This window comes from Rhodopseudomonas palustris BisB18, from assembly GCF_000013745.1.
Lineage (GTDB): Bacteria > Pseudomonadota > Alphaproteobacteria > Rhizobiales > Xanthobacteraceae > Rhodopseudomonas_A > Rhodopseudomonas_A palustris_F.
Map to the genome: position 1 here is coordinate 696,322 of NC_007925.1, position 15,044 is coordinate 711,365.

The following is a 15,044-nucleotide window of genomic DNA, read 5'->3' on the forward strand; positions in this document are numbered from 1 at the left end:
AACATGACCAAAATTAAACATCCGCGTGGGCTGTTTGTCGCCCCAGCCTCGTCGGACTTCGAGGTTTCCGCCATCTCGCTCGGGCTCGTTGACTCGCTTAGAGCCCGCGGCCTCGCAGTGGGCTACGTCAAGCCGATCGGCGATCCCGGCGCGATGCTAAACGACCGCTCCTCGGCCTTCGCCCGTCGTATGTTCGGCCTCAAGACGCCCGAGGCCATTCCGGCGGAGCGTGCAGAACAAATGATCATCGCCGGACGCTCGGCGACGCTGCTCGAAGAGGTGGTGGCGCTCGTCAGCGAGTTGGGCGACGATCTCGACATCGTTGTCGTCGAGGGCGCTGCGCTTGCCGACGGCCACGGTCTGCTCGCCGAGTTCGGCTTCGCGGTGGCGCGCAACCTTTCGGCCGACGTCATCCCTGTGATCAGCGGGCGCGACAGCGGGGCGGCACGAATCGGCGGTGCACTGATCGACGCCGTCCATCGCGCCGGCGGGGCGGAGAGCTGCGCGGGCGCGATCGTGATTCGTTGCCCGGACGGGGAGCTCGCGCCGCTGCGCGATCTGTCTTTGCCCGTGCGGTTGCTCGGAGTGCTACCCGAGGACCCCGGCCTCGCCGCGCCGCGTCTTTCCGATGTCGTCGCCGATCTCGGCTTCGAGGTGCTGCATTCCGGGCAGCTCGCCGACGCGCGCATGCGCGACGTGATCGTTGCGGCCCGCGGGCCCGAGCATATCGTCGACCTGCTGCGCCCTGGAACGCTCGTCGTCACCCCTGGCGATCGCCACGATGTCGTCATCACGACGGCGCTCGCCTCCACCAGCGGCATGCCGATAGCGGGATTGCTGCTCACCTGCGCTGCCGCTCCCACCGATTCGCTCAATGCTTTCCTGATGCCGCGCTTCGGCGGGTTGACGGTGCTCAAGACCGAACTGCAAACGTTCGAGGCGGCGATGAAGCTCGGCGAGTTCGACCGCGGCGTGCGCAGCGACGATGCCCGGCGCATGGAACGGCTGATCGCTCACGCCAGCGAGAACCTCGACCTCAGTCTGATGTCGACGGCATCGAAGCGCAGCAGCGGCGAAGCCATGCCGCCGCCGGTGTTCCGTCACAAACTGATCCGCGCCGCCCGCGCCGCCGCCCGCCGCATCGTGTTGCCCGAAGGCGATGAGCCGCGCACGCTGGCCGCCGCCGCCGATTGCACGCGTCGCGGCATCGCGCACTGCGTGTTGCTGGGCGAGTGTTCCGAGGTGCGCAACGTCGCGGCCCGTTATGGTGTCGACCTGCCCGGCGACATCGAAATCCTCGATCCGGCCAGCCTGCGCGCCAGCTATGTCGAGCCGATGGTGCGATTGCGCAAGTCCAAGGGACTGACGCCCGAGGAAGCGCTGTCGCAGCTTGAGGACAATGTCGTCCTCGCCACGATGATGCTGGCCGAGGGGCATGTCGATGGGCTCGTATCCGGCGCCGTACACACCACTGCCTCGACGGTGCGCCCGGCGCTGCAACTGATCAAAACCGCGGCCGGCAGCTCCTTGGTGTCGAGCGTGTTCTTCATGCTGATGCCGGATCAGGTGTTGGTCTACGGTGACTGCGCGGTAAATCCCGACCCGACTGCCGAGCAGCTTGCCGAGATCGCGGTGCAATCGGCCGACTCCGCCGCCGCCTTCGGCATTGAGCCAAGGGTGGCTATGATTTCCTACTCGACCGGTGAATCGGGGACGGGCGGCGACGTCGACAAGGTCCGGGCGGCGACGGAGATTGTTAGAAAGCTGCGGCCTGAACTCGCGGTCGATGGGCCGATCCAATACGACGCGGCGACAGTTGAAAGCGTCGGGCGGCAGAAGGCACCGGGCAGTCCGGTCGCCGGTAGAGCCAATGTGTTCGTTTTCCCCGACCTCAACACCGGCAACACCACCTACAAGGCGGTGCAGCGTTCGGCCGACGTCATATCGATCGGACCGATGCTGCAGGGACTTCGAAAGCCGGTCAACGACCTGTCGCGCGGCGCGCTGGTCGACGACATCATCTACACCATCGCCATCACCGCCATGCAGGCGGCCCAAGCGAAATAACCCTGCGCCGAGCGGGGCGCTCATGCCTCGGATGCATAACGGGGCGCGCAAGGAAGAATTTCCGTCGCGCGCCCTTCTTGACCATTGTGAATTCCAGCCCAACGAGGAGAAGCGCATGGGACGTCTGAAGGGAAAAATTGCCATCGTCACCGGATCGAGTTCCGGCATCGGCAAGACGACGGCAGAAGTTTTCGCCCGCGAAGGCGCGACCGTTGTGCTAGTGGCGCGGCGCGAGAATCGGCTGAGCGACCTCAGGGCCGGCATCGAAGCCAACGGCGGAGAGGCCGAGTATATCGTCGCCGACCTCGCTCTGCGCAGCGAATGCGAGAAGGTCGTCGATGACGTGATTGCCAAGTTCGGCCGCATCGACATTCTCGTCAATAATGCCGGCATTCCCGACAGACACATGCCGACAAGCCGCACCTCAGACGAATTGTGGGACAGCGTCATCGCCGTCGATCTGACGAGCGTCTTCTACCTCTGCCGCGCGACGCTGAAGCACATGGAGGAACGCGGCTCCGGCAGCATCGTCAACATCTCGTCGATCGGCGCGCGTGGCCTCGCCGGTGCTGCGTATTCCTCGGCCAAGGCTGGGCTCCTTTCGCTTACGCGCAACATCGCTATTCAGTACGCGGGAAAAAACATCCGCTGCAACGCCACGCTGCCGGGACCGACGCCGACCGAACTCAACACGCCCGAGGCGCTGGCAACGTTTGATCCCGAAATGCCCGCGATCACCGCCCGGCATTTCGACCTGAGCGTGCCCGAATGCAGCACCGAGGATCAGGCCAACGCCATTCTGTTCTTCGCTAGCGACGAGTCCAAGGGCCTGACCGGCCAGTGCCTTACCGTCGACAACGGCGGAACGCTATGACGGCCAAGCCCCGATAGCATCGACGGGCGCCCACAGATCTCGGACAGCGCGAGGTCTGCGCGGCGCCGTCGTTCCCGGCGCGCCACTTCTGGGACAAGACGATGACGATAAAGGCAATCATTTGGGACTTCGGCGGCGTGTTTACTTCGTCGCCGTTCGACGGATTCCGCGCATTCGAGCAGGCCCGGGGCCTGCCGCGCGACTTTCTCCGCGGCGTGAACGCCACTAATCCGCATGAAAATGCATGGGCGCAATTCGAGCGCGCCGAGATCGGCGCCGAGGCTTTCGATAGCGCCTTCGCCGAGGAATCCGCGGCGCTAGGCTATCGGGTGCGCGGCGCGGAAGTGTTGTCGCTGCTCTGCTGTGATATCCGGCCGGCGATGGTCGCGGCACTGAAAGCGTGCAAAGGCCGCTACAAGCTCGGCTGCATCACCAACAACGTTCCGAGCGGCTTTGCGCCGGGCATGAGCGACGACGCGGAGGTGGCCGCGGCGATCGCCGACATTTTCGCACAGTTCGATCACGTCACCGAAAGTTCGAAAGTGGGTCTGCGCAAGCCCGAACCGCGCATCTACCAACTGATGTGCGACGCGTTGCAGATCGCGCCGCGGTCTTGCGTCTATCTCGACGACCTCGGCGTCAATTGCAAGCAGGCCGCCGCGCTCGGCATGATCGCGATCAAGGTGCAAACTGGCGAGCAGGCGCTCGCCGACCTGTCGCGTACACTGGGTCATGAACTGGGGAGAACGACGATCACTGCGTGAGGTCGGGTCGTGCGGACGCCGCCTCCGCCGTGCACTCCGCTCGCCACTGGTCGGCCGCGACAGATCGGTGCCGTCGCTGCGATGAGGTGGGCGAGTGGCTGATGCAGAATCCGTTTCACACTGCGCGCGCACGAAGGATTCGAACGCCGGAAATGTTCAAAGCCGTCTCTTTGAGACATCTGCATGGAGAAAGAAGATGCTCGCGCGTGACGTAATGACCACTGACGTTTCAGTCGTGGGGCCGAATTCTTCCTCGGCGGAAGTGGCACGCATTCTGCTCGCCACACGGGTCAGCGCCTTGCCTGTCGTCGACCACGACGGCGCCCCGATCGGCGTCGTCAGCGAATGGGATCTGGTCGGCCAGCATGCGACGGACCGTGTCGCCAAGCGTGAACGGTGGCTGTCGCACTTGGCTGAGGGGCAACCGTTGGCGGCCGACTTCCTGCAATCGGTCGATCCGACCAACCGCACTACGGCCGAAATCATGCATCAACCAGTGATCGCCGTCCCGGAGACGACGCCGATCGCTGAAGTCGCGCGCTTAATTGCCGAACATCGGATCAAGCGTGTCTTCGTCACGCGTGGTGATCGCCTGGTTGGCGTAGTTTCGCGGATCGACTTGGTACGGGCGCATCTGCTTGAGGCCACTCCTGTCGCGCTGCATCCGCGTCGCGTCCCGGTGGGAGAGGAATCTTCTGACGTCTCGACGGCACGCTCCGGCCCGCCGCCGGTGCCGAACCCAAGCACTTCGGCACCAACGATTGCAAGCGGACCGAGCGCCGCCGAATTTGACCTGTTGGTCGCAGCCGCGGAACAAGCCGAACAGATGCAGCGCACGGCCGCCGAGCGCATCGCCAGCGATGCGCGGCGCGCGCTGGTTACCGCGCTCCAGCAGAAGGTGCTCAGCCACGCGGCCTGGCAGTCGTTGATCGAGCGCGCTCGTCACGTCGCGAAGCGCGGCGGCCGGGAATTCCTGCTCATCCGATTTCCGTCGGAACTGTGCAGCGACCGGGGACGCGCGATCAATGCGGCCGATCCGAAGTGGCCCGAATCCTTGTGCGGCGAGGCCGCCGACGTGTTCGAACGCTGGCAACGGGAGTTGAAGCCGCAGGGTTTTGGCCTGACCGCTCAGATCCTTGACTTCCCAGGCGGCTTTCCTGGCGACGCAGGCCTCACACTAAGGTGGGGGCGTTGATCGAGAGCACGCAGGGTGCTCCAATTGAGCGCTAGTGCGGTGCCGCCGATGTGCCGCCGATGTGCCGCCGGCGTGCTGCGGCCCCGACCGGCTCACCGGCATCGGCGCGACGATTGTTTGCGATGGCGAAGCCGATTGCCGGGATGCTTGTCGAAGAGACCAAGGGGGGCCGCATCATCCCCGAAAACGACCGCACCAGCGAGTACGGCCGAGCCTCCGGGTCTATGTCGGCCGGACCAAAATCGGAGCCGCTTAGTCGAAGACCTCCAGCGAAGGCCGCGACTGCCCTTCGGTCAAGCTCGACGATCCGAGCTCAACGCTCCGATCTGCGCCGACCCGTTCGACGACGAAGGCGCCGATCTTCACCCTGATCTGGTCCCGCAGCCGCGAGCCCACGGCGACTGCGCCGGTAAACCCGACAACGCCCCCGCTCAACAGAGCGGGGCGCCGCGATTGTTCGTACGCGTCGTTTCGCTGCCACCTTCCGGCTGACGTCCTGATCTGCGAGTCTGCGGCTTGGTTTCAACCGCTAGGCTTAGAATGGACACAGAGGATAGTGCTATCACCAAGCCGGTTCGGCGGCTGGAGGTCTTTACCGGAGCCGGTCGGCGGCGGACATGGAGCGACGAGGACAAGGCGCGGGTAGTTGCGGAGATCGAGACCAGCGGCGACTCGGTTTCGGGCGTCGCTCGGCGGCACGGATTGTCGCCGCAGCAATTGTTCGGCTGGCGCCGGCAAGTTCGAGAATCTCAAACACTGGCTTCCAGGGATGATGAACCGCGGTTCGTCCCGGCGGTCGTCGATCCGGCATTGTCCGACACCGCGGCTCCTCGGCGGCGCAAGACCACGCGTCGAGACCGGGACGAACCGCTCGCCGGAATGATCGAGGTTGCAATCGACGGCGTGCGTGATGGTGCGCATCGGCCCCGGCGCCCCGGCAGGGTAGCATCGCCGCGGTGTTGCGGGCATTGAAAGCCAGCGCGTGATCGGCCCGACCGGCGCGGTGCGCGTGATGGTGGCGACCAAGCCTGTAGACTTCCGCAAGGGCGCCGATGGATTGGCGGCGCTGGTGCGCGAGAGCCTGGCGGCGGATCCGTTCTCGGGGGCGATCTACGTGTTCCGCGCCAAGCGCGCGGACCGGATCAAGCTGGTGTTCTGGGACGGCACGGGTCTGTGCCTGTTTGCCAAGCGGCTGGAGGACGGCATCTTCCGTTGGCCGAAGAGTAAGCGTCGTGATGCATTTGACCGCCGCGCAATTGTCGGCGCTGCTGGAAGGGCTGGACTGGCGGCGTGTCCATGCGTCGCGAGAGACGGTGACGCCGGCGCAGCCGGGTTGATACTTGGGCTCTGCGGCGAAGTGAATCAGCCGCGTTGGAATCGTCGCAAAGTGCCGGAAAATATGATCTGATTTGATCATGCCGAGCGATGGATTGCCCGACGATTCCGAGACGCTGAAAGCGATGCTGCTTGCGGAGCGGGCACAGAACGAACGGCTGCGTCAGATCATCAAGGACCTGCAACGCCACCAGTTTGGCCGCCGGGCGGAGACGCTGCCCGAGGACCAGATGCTGCTGGGCCTCGAGGACGTCGAGCAGGCGGCGGCGAGTGATGCGGCGGGCGCGGAGCAGGCAACACCGGCCGCGCGACAGGCCACAGTTGCGAAGCGGCGAGCCAATCGTGGCGCGCTGCCGGCGCATCTGCCGCGGATTGAGACCACCCTCGACATCGACGACAAGACCTGCCGCTGCTGCCAGGGCGACTGCGGGTAAGCTCTGCCTTGCAACCTCAATAAGCTGCTCGACGCTACGGGCCACCGAGGGCTCGACCCACACCCTATGCACCTGCGGTGCTGACGCTTCGCGGGCCGAGTGCGGCTATCCCATTGGGTTGAGACGATCTTTCTATGTAGATCACTGTTTACGCATGAGGTTACGTGCGCTGACAGGTCTGACCTGATAGTTTGGCGGAATTCGATTTCGGTCAAGGACTTGGGCGAATGGCAGGGCGATTACGGCAATCTTCTGTCTATCGTTACTCGTGCTCGCGCTCTCGATAGCGAAGCTTGATCCTGACGCCGGCCATGGCCGCCGGCTGATCCAACGCCCGAATAGCTTGGCCGAGCCGCGACCCGAGTTGGGCTGCGCGCTGTTGGTCGGTGCTTGCCGCCGCCGCCGCGACCGCGGTCGGCGCTGCTGCCGATTGGATCGGCGAGGCCGCGTTGGACAGGTCCGCCAACAGAGCTCGGAGAGGTCGCGCGCTGGAGGTAGCCATTGCCCTCGTGTGCTGACGGTCTTGGTCGAGCTCGAACCCGAGCGCCTTGGCTTCTGCCTGCCAATGCTTGATGAGGTCGCCGAGTCTTGCGTCCTGTTTGGGACGGCGGGTCCGCAGGGTTGCGAGCTCCATCCCTTTTGGTGTGCTGTAGCCATGAATGCGGGCGGCCTCCTCGATGGCCTGGCGCCGCTTGGAGAAAGCCCGCTCAACATCGCGCGGGATGGCCGCGACCCGGAACGTATCCTTCTGCCGCTCAAGCCGGATGCCTCGGCGCTCCAGCTCTGAGGCAAGGGCTTGTCGGTAGGTTGCGCCAGCGTGCTTCTGTGCCTTGTAGAGCTCACGGCTGAGGATTGCTCCCCAACTGCCGTCGCGGCGCGGAGCGAGGTTGAAGATGAAGGCATGGGTGTGGAGCTGTGGATCGGATTCACGGCTGGTGTGGTGATCGAACTGCGCCATCAGCAAGCCCGCGGTTCGCTCCCGTGTGGCGCCGCCCCGGCCACGTCTGGCCCAGCCGGCGGTCGCTTCGAGACGCGCCGTTGCGGCCAGCACCGCCGAGCGATGGCCTTGCTCGATTCCCTCCCGGTCGTGCGCATCGGAGAGAGCCCACAAAACCGAGACCGATTTCGGGGCGCTGAAGGTCATGTCCCAGCCGGCGGAATGCTCCCGCCCGCGCCCGCCAATTTGTGCGAGCCGCTCCCCGGTTTTGGGATCGACGCCTTGCAGCGCGGCGTCGAATTCGCCCTGTGTGACTGGCTCAACCAGACTCAGCCGCTCGGCGCCGCGGCCGGCCCAACGGCCGGGCGGCTCCCCCTCACGGCTATAGTAATCGTCGCGCTGCAGATGGGCGTAATATCGCAACGCGGAGGCCGCATTCCCGCGCGCGGAGATCGAGGCCACCATCGGTCAGCGCCGCGTCTTCAGGATCTTGTCGGCCAGGTCCTTGGTGAGACGGGAGGGGGGCGGCGACGGCTCAGGAATAGTCTCTCCGCTGTCGGTCTTTGAGGCTCTTGCAACCGAGGGCTGGGTCCAATCAGCCGGCATGATCGGCTCCCGCAGTTTCGGCAGGCTGAGATAGGGCAGCTCCAACTCGTAGACGTCTTCACCGAGGCCGATGAACAGGACCCTGACGCCGCCTTTGGTCGGCCCGAGATGGGAGGCAAGCTCGGACGCTGTGACCACGCGTCGAATCTCGCGCTGAATGCTTTCGGTGACGCTGGTCTTGCCACTGGTGCGGGTCGCGCTTTGCGTTGACCGTTCGACTTCCTGGTCCCCGATCAGGCGGCTGATGTCTTCGGCGGCTTCGCTGGCGTTGATGCGGGTAATGATCTTGGTGCCGGTCATGCCGAACCAGGATTTGGCCTGGTCCTGGCCATAGACGGCGCGGATCTGGGCGGTGTCCTGAGCCCCAATGACGACGGCCACACCCTTGGAGCGGCCGAGCTCTAGGAAGGTCGCAAACTGCTTGATCGGCGGCAGCTGCGGGAACTCGTCGAGGAATAGCCACACCCGCCGTTGCCTGCTTTCGGACAAGGTCGGGCTACCGACCGCCGAGGCGAGCAGGCCCAACATGCTGCCGATCCAGATCCGCGACAGTTCGGGATATCCGGGATCATGCTGCAGGATCAGCGGGCGGTAGGGGATTGGTTTGTGCAGCCAGGCACGAATCGAGAAGCGCTCGGCCGACCGGTCGGGCCAAGCCTCGGCCAGGACGGAGACAATCCGCATGTGGGTCTGGAAGGTCGTCAGAATGCTCTGCGTGGTCTTGCTGTCGGGCTGGTTGAGCAGCCGCAGCGCATTCGGGTTGTGATCCTTTGCGAAAACCGTGAGCTGATCGACATCGGCGGTCACGACGGCTTCGAGGTCGGCCCAACCCCAATCCTGCCCTCTGGTCGCCTGCAGATGAACGATGCAGGCGACAAAGATTTCCTGCGCCGCCTGCGACCACATCGGATCTGAGCTTGGCGGAATAAAGCGGGCGGCGAGTTCGCGGGCGTCCTGCTTGATGCTGCAATCGGCCGCCACATCCCAGACCAGCGACCTGCGGTCATGGGGGGCGACAAGGAGGGGATCTCCCTGCGCGGGAAGACCGCCCATCATGTCCCCCTTGGTGTCGAGCACCAGGATTCCATCCCCTCGTGCATTTGCCCCGTCGATCAGATTCAGCATGGTCTGGGTCTTGCCGCCGCCGACGCTGCCGAGGATCAAAAAGTGTCGTGCCTCGCGCTCGCGCCCAATGGGGATAGCTGGCACCAGGGCCACGCCTTCGCCGTGGATCCGGCATTCAACGGCAGCAGCCCGGGCAAAGGCCTTCAGGCCTGGACCGCCTGCATGCAATCGCGCTCCGCGAATGATCTTCAACGCGGGTGAATCCAGGCGAAGGCTCAGCGCGAAGCCGAACAGCGCCACGAGCGCGGCGATGCTGGAGCCGAAAACGGTCCAGAACCGAATCTCGAAGCCGTCCAAAGCACGAGATTGCGAAAGCTGCTGCCGGCAAAGCAGCCAATAGGCTTCACCGTTGCGGTCTCCGAACCACCCCAAAATGCGTTGGCTGACACACGCGTGAACCTGCGCCGAACGATAGGGCACGGTCGTTCCATCCGCCACCGTGACGCCGAGTGGCCAAACCTCAAAGCCGAGCTGGTAAGAACCAGCCGCGAAAGCAAAGCAGCTCATTGCCGCCACGAAAGTGATAATCCGCAGGTGTCGGGTCATGCCGCCCTCCCAGTGCTCTCGCCGGTCAGGGCCTTCAACAGCGCCTCGAACATCGCCAACAGGTCACGCGCCGTCCGGTCGATCGACTGGACCACGGCAGAGATTTCCTGGTCCTGCTGTTCAAGAGCGACGAGCCGCCGCTCGATCAGCATCAATCGATCGGCGAGCGCTCTGTTGTCGCCGCCAGCAAGCCCAGTGCGGATCAGGTCACGCGCGACGCCGGTGATACTCGCCGACAATGTATAGGCACGCGCGTGAAGCTGGTCGATTTCGCTTTTTGCAAGACGGATCGAGACGGGTTTTGTCTTGTCGGTCATGAAATGCCTCAACTGATTTGCCGAGGCGATCGATCACGGGTCTTGATAAGCTGCTGCTCGATGGACAGGCTTCACGACAAAACGCTCAGTCAATGTCCTCAAGCACTGAATTGGGCAAAGCAGGGAGTCCGTGCGGCGCGATCGTCGCCCCGCAGTAACCTTCGTTCAAACATTGGGAGCATTTCAAATGCTTTGCCAGGTCGGTCGTACAATCGGCGTGAAAATCGCGCAAATACTGATCCTCGAACCGACGCGAGATACGTCGCACCCCTACGAGTACTGCCTCACCTGCTCGTCTGTGAATTAGCAGTGCTGGCGCTCTTCGCGAGCGGATCAATCCCTTGGTCTCGATCGGCGACCTGAGGCGGAGCCGAGTTGATCGGCCTCAGCGTTGAGCAGTCGTCCGGACCACCGACGCAATAGGGCTGCTCGTCGCTGGCGAGACCGTTGCGGATCACCGTAGGCAATCCGGTAGGTCGCGCATCCTCACGTCCGCGGGTCGCTCGGTTCAGCGCCGAGGCCTTGAAGTCGGATGTCAGTCGGTGAATTGTTGCGGGCGCGAGGCCTTACGACAGATGGGAACGCCAACCGCCGAGTTCGTCTGCTGTGAGGGTGTGAAACGCCACATCGGCATGGCTGGGCCGCCGCCGATGTCTGTCTTCAAACATTTATTTATAGACAAACACACCCTCGGAAACCAAAATAACCGGCCCCGGAATCGAACCCAAACTGGCTAAATTCGGCTTGGTATCCATGCTGGTATCGTTGTTTTTATGGCGTTACAAACCGCATATTTATTAATCTGTTATAGCCACTATTCGGTGCCGGCCAGGGCACCATTCGGGCATTCGCCCATTGTTTGCCAACGCCCCATTCCTCCTGTCGCCTGGTGAAGCTTGGTCCACGTGCCGCCGCCAGCGGCCGGCTGACGTCGGCGATTTCGGCGCGTTCGGGTCAATCAGGTCATCGGTCTCCCGGAAGTCCGGGGTCCCTCGGGTCGCGTCGGCGGGTCGCAAACCGATCCGCCCGGGACAGCGCGCTCGGACCGCGGCGCGCTCGCTGCGGCGCAATTTGGCCTGCCGCATCCGTTCCGTCGGCTTGACTTCGATCATGGTGCCGGATCCTGCGGTTTGTAGGATCGGCCGTCCTCGGAAAGAGCTTGCCGCCATCGCAGCCGCCATATCCGATGGGGGCTCGCCGCATGTTCCGCCGTTCCGTCTTCCCCAATTCCGTCGCGCGCTCGGTGTTGATGCTGTCCTGGATCGCCGTTCTGGTGATCCTCGGCACCTCGTTACAATTTGCGGTCTCGGCTTGGCGGAATGATTTTCGCGCGCGCCAGGTCGTCGATCTCGTGACTCTCGATCGAACGGTTTTCCAATCGACCGCCGAGGTCCGCTTGGAGATCGGCTCGGTGGGCGTCGCGCTGTTGCGCGATGACGATCCCAGCGCCGGCGTCCAACTTGGTCTCGGCGCAATGCTCGATGCCTGGCAGCGGGCGGAGGCCGCGCTCGCCGCGTCGTCGCTGCCCGATCGGGACCGGCTGATCGGCCGGCTGTCCCGAGCGGGAGAGGCGTTCCAGACGGCGCGGCGCTATGTCGACGCCGAGGCCGCGCTGCCACGCGCGGAGCGCGACGCCAATCGCATCGAGCCATGGCGCATGGCGGTGTATGATCTCGCCGCCGCGATCGACGCCCTGGGCACATCGGTCGGCCGCGAATTGCGCGCCCACGATCTGCAGCTCGGCGAACTGGTCGCCATCCGGCAGATGTCCTTCACCATCCGGGACCGCTATTCGCGGCAATGCTCGGCGTTTCGCCCGGCGGTGCAGCTCGACACGCCGCTGACGCCGGCCGAACGTGACCGCTGGCGTGAAGACATCGGGGCCTATGCCGCGCTGTGGGCGCAGATGCAACGCATCGCCCTGCAACTGCCTGAAGAAACCGGATTTGCGCCGCTGGTCGCCGAAGGCCTGAGACGCACCGAGGCGGCGCAGAGTGTCATGACCAGGACGCTCGACGGCCTGTCGGGCTCGGGACGGCCGGCGTTCGACGCCGCGGCCTGGTCGGAGAACTGCGTTTCCGCCTATTCGTCGATTCTCGGCGTTGGCAGCCATGCTCTCGACCTGGAAACCCGCCGAGCCGACAACAGCCGTGCGGAAGCCTTTCGCACCGGCGCAGTTTCAACCGCCGTGCTGCTGCTGGTCGGCGTGCTCGGCTTCATTTCTCTGAGCTTCGTGCGAACCCGGCTGTCGGCGCCGATGCGCAACATCGAGGCCGCGCTCGCCACCCTGCGGGCGGGCGATCTCGACACGCCGATCCAGGTGCCACGATGGAATGACGAACCGAGCGCCATCATCCGCGCGCTCGAGGGATTCCGTCTGGAGGCGCTCGAGGCGCGTCGGATGCGATTGCGCATCGATCAGACCCGCGACGAAATGGTCAAACATTCCGAAAAGCTCGGCCGGACCAAGTCGCAATTCCTCGCCAACATGAGCCATGAAATCCGCACCCCGCTGCATGGGATTCTCGGAACCGTGCAGCTTCTTGCGCAAAGTCGGGTGAGCGACGAGCAGCGCAGCTGGGTGCAGGCGCTCGATCAGTCCGGGCGCCTGTTGCGCGATATCCTCGACGACATTCTCGACTTCACCCGCTTGGAAAGCGGCCGCATTCGGGTCGACACCGCGATGTTCTCGCTCACGGAACGCATCGCCATGGTCAACGCGACGATCCGCGCGTCGATGGAGCGCAAGGGGCTGGACTTCACCGTCGAGATCGATCCGGAGCTGCCCGAGGTGCTCTGCGGCGATGCGGGGAAACTCGGCCAGATCCTGCTCAATCTTCTCGGCAACGCGGCAAAATTCACCAAACAAGGCGGTGTTCGTCTCACTGTCGCCGGCGACGCCGGGCGACCCGACCGGCTGCGCATCACCGTCGCCGACACCGGCATCGGGATTGCACCCGAAGCGCTCGCCCACATCTTCGAGCCGTTTTCCCAGGCCGACGGATCGGTCGCCCGGCGCTTCGGCGGCTCGGGGCTCGGCCTCGCGGTCTGCCGGGGACTTCTCGACGCCCTCGGCGGCGACATCGACCTGCAGACCGAAGTCGGTCGCGGCACCAGCTTCACGGTGCTGTTTCCGGTGAGCAGGGGGGATCACGATGCGGCGCCCGTCGCCGGCGTCGCGGACGAACTCGTGGACGAACTACCAAACCTTCATGTGCTCGTGGCCGAGGACAATCCGGTCAATGCCCTCATCGTCCGGACCATGCTCGAGCGCGACGGCCATCGGGTCCGTCACGTCGAGACCGGCGGAGACGCGGTTGCGGCGGCCGTGGCGGAGGATTTCGACGTTGTGCTGATGGATCTCGCGATGCCCGGTCTCGATGGGACCAGTGCCTGCCGGCAGATCCGGGCCTGTGGCCATCCCACGCGGGCGGTGGTGCCTGTTCTGGCGGTGTCCGCCGGCGGCGCGTCGGCGGACGACATCGATGCCGGTTTCGACGGCCGGCTCGAAAAGCCGTTTCATCGCGAAGACCTGTTTTCCGCCCTTGCCACGGCCATTGGCCTGAGATCGGTTCGGCGCGCAACGCGGCGGGAGAGCCTGGGGGCGATCGGCGAGCAGGCGCGCGATCTCGGCGTCGAAGGCGCCCGCAAGCTGGTCTCGCTCTATCTGACGTCGCAGCCGCCGTTGCTGGCCAAGACGGTCGCATCGGTGCGGCTTGGCGATCACGACCAAGCGCGTGTCCTCGCGCATCGCCTCAGGGGGGCCGCGGCGCATATCGGCGCCGACGATATGGCCGCCGCCGCGGCGACGCTCGAACGGGCGGCGGCGGACGACGGCGCCATCGTCGTGGCGGCGGAGGTCCTCGCAAAGCTCGGACAAACGCATTTCACGGCTTTCGCGGCCTATGCGGAGGACGAGCTTGCGGGCGTCTGGAGCAACGCGGCCGCCAAGGATCGCGCGGCGATCGATCGCGCGTATCAGGCGACCTTTTCGGCGAACACGTAGCCAAGACCGTATTCGGTCACGATGATCTGCGGCTTGCCCGGGTCGGCCTCGATCTTGCGGCGCAGCCGGCCGACCAGCACATCGACCGTGCGATCGTTCGAATCCCACTCGCGGCTGCTCATCACATCGAGCAGATCGTTTCGGCTCATGATGCGCCCGGGGTGGCGGACCAGCGCCGCAAGCAGCTCGAACTCTGCCGAGGTCAGCCGCATCGGCTCGCCGGAAGCCGAGGTCAACCGATGATTCTCGAGATCGAGACACCAGCCGGCAAATCGTCGTAGCCGCTTGCCTCGCCCCGGATCGGCGACCGCGCGGGTCCGGCGCAGCACCGTCTTCACGCGGGCCAGCACTTCGCGCGGAGAAAACGGCTTGGTGACATAGTCGTCGGCGCCGAGTTCGAGGCCGATGATGCGGTCGGCCTCTTCCGCGCGGCTGGTGATCAGGATGACCGGCACGTCGCTGTCGGCCCGGATATCGCGCATCAAGGTGAGGCCGTCGCCATCGGGCAGCCGGATATCGAGCAGGATGAAGTCGATCCTCTCCCGCGCCATCAGCCGACGCAGCTGGTCGGCCGTTTCGGCGCTGCGGACGGCGAATCCGGCGTTCTGGAAATAGCTCACGAGTGTCGACTGGATCAGCGGTTCGTCATCGACGATTGCGATCACCACGTCGCTCGATTGCAGGGCTCCCTCGTTTCGCATTTCGTTGTTTTCAATTCGTTCACAATTGAGTTCGGGCCGTTCACGTTTCGCCGGAAGCTGGTTTACACCGCGCCGCTAGTTTTTCCGCACTAGGCAGACCAACAGATATCTACCGGTACGGAAATGGCAAACCCTTT

Annotated in this window: 10 protein-coding genes and 2 pseudogenes; 8 read left to right on the top strand and 4 right to left on the bottom strand. The window is 64.6% G+C overall.

Features of this window, described 5'->3' with window-relative positions; genetic code table 11:
- Nucleotides 1-3 precede the first annotated feature (3 nt).
- The 7 genes and pseudogenes from pta to RPC_RS03265 form a co-directional block, all read left to right on the top strand.
- Nucleotides 4-2,067 (top strand): phosphate acetyltransferase, encoded by a 2,064-nt coding sequence (gene pta / locus RPC_RS03240; protein WP_011471124.1) that lies wholly within the window; start codon nt 4-6, stop codon nt 2,065-2,067.
- Nucleotides 2,068-2,182: 115 nt separating this feature from the next.
- Entirely contained in the window at nt 2,183-2,941 is a 759-nt protein-coding gene (locus tag RPC_RS03245) for an SDR family NAD(P)-dependent oxidoreductase (RefSeq protein ID WP_011471125.1), read from the top strand.
- Between the two features lie 101 nt (nt 2,942-3,042).
- Nucleotides 3,043-3,705 carry an HAD-IA family hydrolase gene (locus RPC_RS03250; protein ID WP_011471126.1) on the top strand — a complete coding sequence of 221 codons (663 nt, stop codon included), beginning with the start codon at nt 3,043-3,045 and terminating at the stop codon, nt 3,703-3,705.
- A 196-nt stretch (nt 3,706-3,901) separates the two neighbouring features.
- Entirely contained in the window at nt 3,902-4,900 is a 999-nt protein-coding gene (locus tag RPC_RS25350) for a CBS domain-containing protein (protein ID WP_011471127.1), read from the top strand.
- Nucleotides 4,901-5,440: 540 nt separating this feature from the next.
- Nucleotides 5,441-5,872, top strand: coding sequence for an IS66-like element accessory protein TnpA (gene tnpA, locus RPC_RS25360; RefSeq protein WP_415914791.1), 432 nt, complete (start codon nt 5,441-5,443; stop codon nt 5,870-5,872).
- Nucleotides 5,873-5,912: 40 nt separating this feature from the next.
- Nucleotides 5,913-6,237, top strand: a pseudogene (gene tnpB, locus RPC_RS03260) (IS66 family insertion sequence element accessory protein TnpB).
- A gap of 78 nt (nt 6,238-6,315) precedes the next feature.
- Nucleotides 6,316-6,657: pseudogene (locus tag RPC_RS03265) on the top strand (transposase domain-containing protein); the annotation flags it as partial.
- Nucleotides 6,658-6,931: 274 nt separating this feature from the next.
- On the opposite strand, the gene mobF reads toward RPC_RS03265, so the two are convergent.
- From mobF to RPC_RS03280, 3 genes are read right to left on the bottom strand one after another with little or no spacing between them, the layout of a single operon-like run.
- Nucleotides 6,932-8,071 carry a MobF family relaxase gene (gene mobF, locus RPC_RS03270; protein ID WP_011471131.1) on the bottom strand — a complete coding sequence of 380 codons (1,140 nt, stop codon included), beginning with the start codon at nt 8,069-8,071 and terminating at the stop codon, nt 6,932-6,934.
- Between the two features lie 3 nt (nt 8,072-8,074).
- Nucleotides 8,075-9,883: a type IV secretion system DNA-binding domain-containing protein gene (locus tag RPC_RS03275; protein ID WP_011471132.1), complete on the bottom strand. Its 1,809-nt coding sequence runs from the start codon at nt 9,881-9,883 to the stop codon at nt 8,075-8,077.
- Nucleotides 9,880-10,200, bottom strand: a complete 321-nt coding sequence (locus RPC_RS03280; RefSeq protein WP_041801340.1) for a hypothetical protein — start codon at nt 10,198-10,200, stop codon at nt 9,880-9,882. Before RPC_RS03280 ends, RPC_RS03275 begins: the two co-directional genes overlap by 4 nt.
- 1,396 nt (nt 10,201-11,596) lie before the next feature.
- On the opposite strand from RPC_RS03280, the gene RPC_RS24915 reads away from it, so the two are divergent.
- The gene (locus RPC_RS24915; protein WP_167532051.1) at nt 11,597-14,206 is read left to right on the top strand and encodes an ATP-binding protein; all 2,610 of its coding nucleotides are present in this window, start codon (nt 11,597-11,599) and stop codon (nt 14,204-14,206) included.
- Here the strand turns inward: RPC_RS24915 and RPC_RS03290 are convergent.
- Nucleotides 14,179-14,907 carry a response regulator gene (locus RPC_RS03290; RefSeq protein WP_011471135.1) on the bottom strand — a complete coding sequence of 243 codons (729 nt, stop codon included), beginning with the start codon at nt 14,905-14,907 and terminating at the stop codon, nt 14,179-14,181. The two genes, RPC_RS24915 and RPC_RS03290, sit on opposite strands and share 28 nt — an antisense overlap.
- Nucleotides 14,908-15,044: the final 137 nt, after the last annotated feature.

What these genes read in the sequence shown, in the direction of transcription:
- RPC_RS03280 (WP_041801340.1), bottom strand. Translation starts at nt 10,200, where the DNA reads ATGACCGACAAGACAAAACCCGTCTCGATCCGTCTTGCAAAAAGCGAA.
- mobF (WP_011471131.1), bottom strand. Translation starts at nt 8,071, where the DNA reads ATGGTGGCCTCGATCTCCGCGCGCGGGAATGCGGCCTCCGCGTTGCGA.
- pta (WP_011471124.1), top strand. Translation starts at nt 4, where the DNA reads ATGACCAAAATTAAACATCCGCGTGGGCTGTTTGTCGCCCCAGCCTCG.
- RPC_RS03290 (WP_011471135.1), bottom strand. Translation starts at nt 14,907, where the DNA reads ATGCGAAACGAGGGAGCCCTGCAATCGAGCGACGTGGTGATCGCAATC.
- RPC_RS25350 (WP_011471127.1), top strand. Translation starts at nt 3,902, where the DNA reads ATGCTCGCGCGTGACGTAATGACCACTGACGTTTCAGTCGTGGGGCCG.
- tnpA (WP_415914791.1), top strand. Translation starts at nt 5,441, where the DNA reads ATGGACACAGAGGATAGTGCTATCACCAAGCCGGTTCGGCGGCTGGAG.
- RPC_RS03250 (WP_011471126.1), top strand. Translation starts at nt 3,043, where the DNA reads ATGACGATAAAGGCAATCATTTGGGACTTCGGCGGCGTGTTTACTTCG.
- RPC_RS03275 (WP_011471132.1), bottom strand. Translation starts at nt 9,883, where the DNA reads ATGACCCGACACCTGCGGATTATCACTTTCGTGGCGGCAATGAGCTGC.
- RPC_RS03245 (WP_011471125.1), top strand. Translation starts at nt 2,183, where the DNA reads ATGGGACGTCTGAAGGGAAAAATTGCCATCGTCACCGGATCGAGTTCC.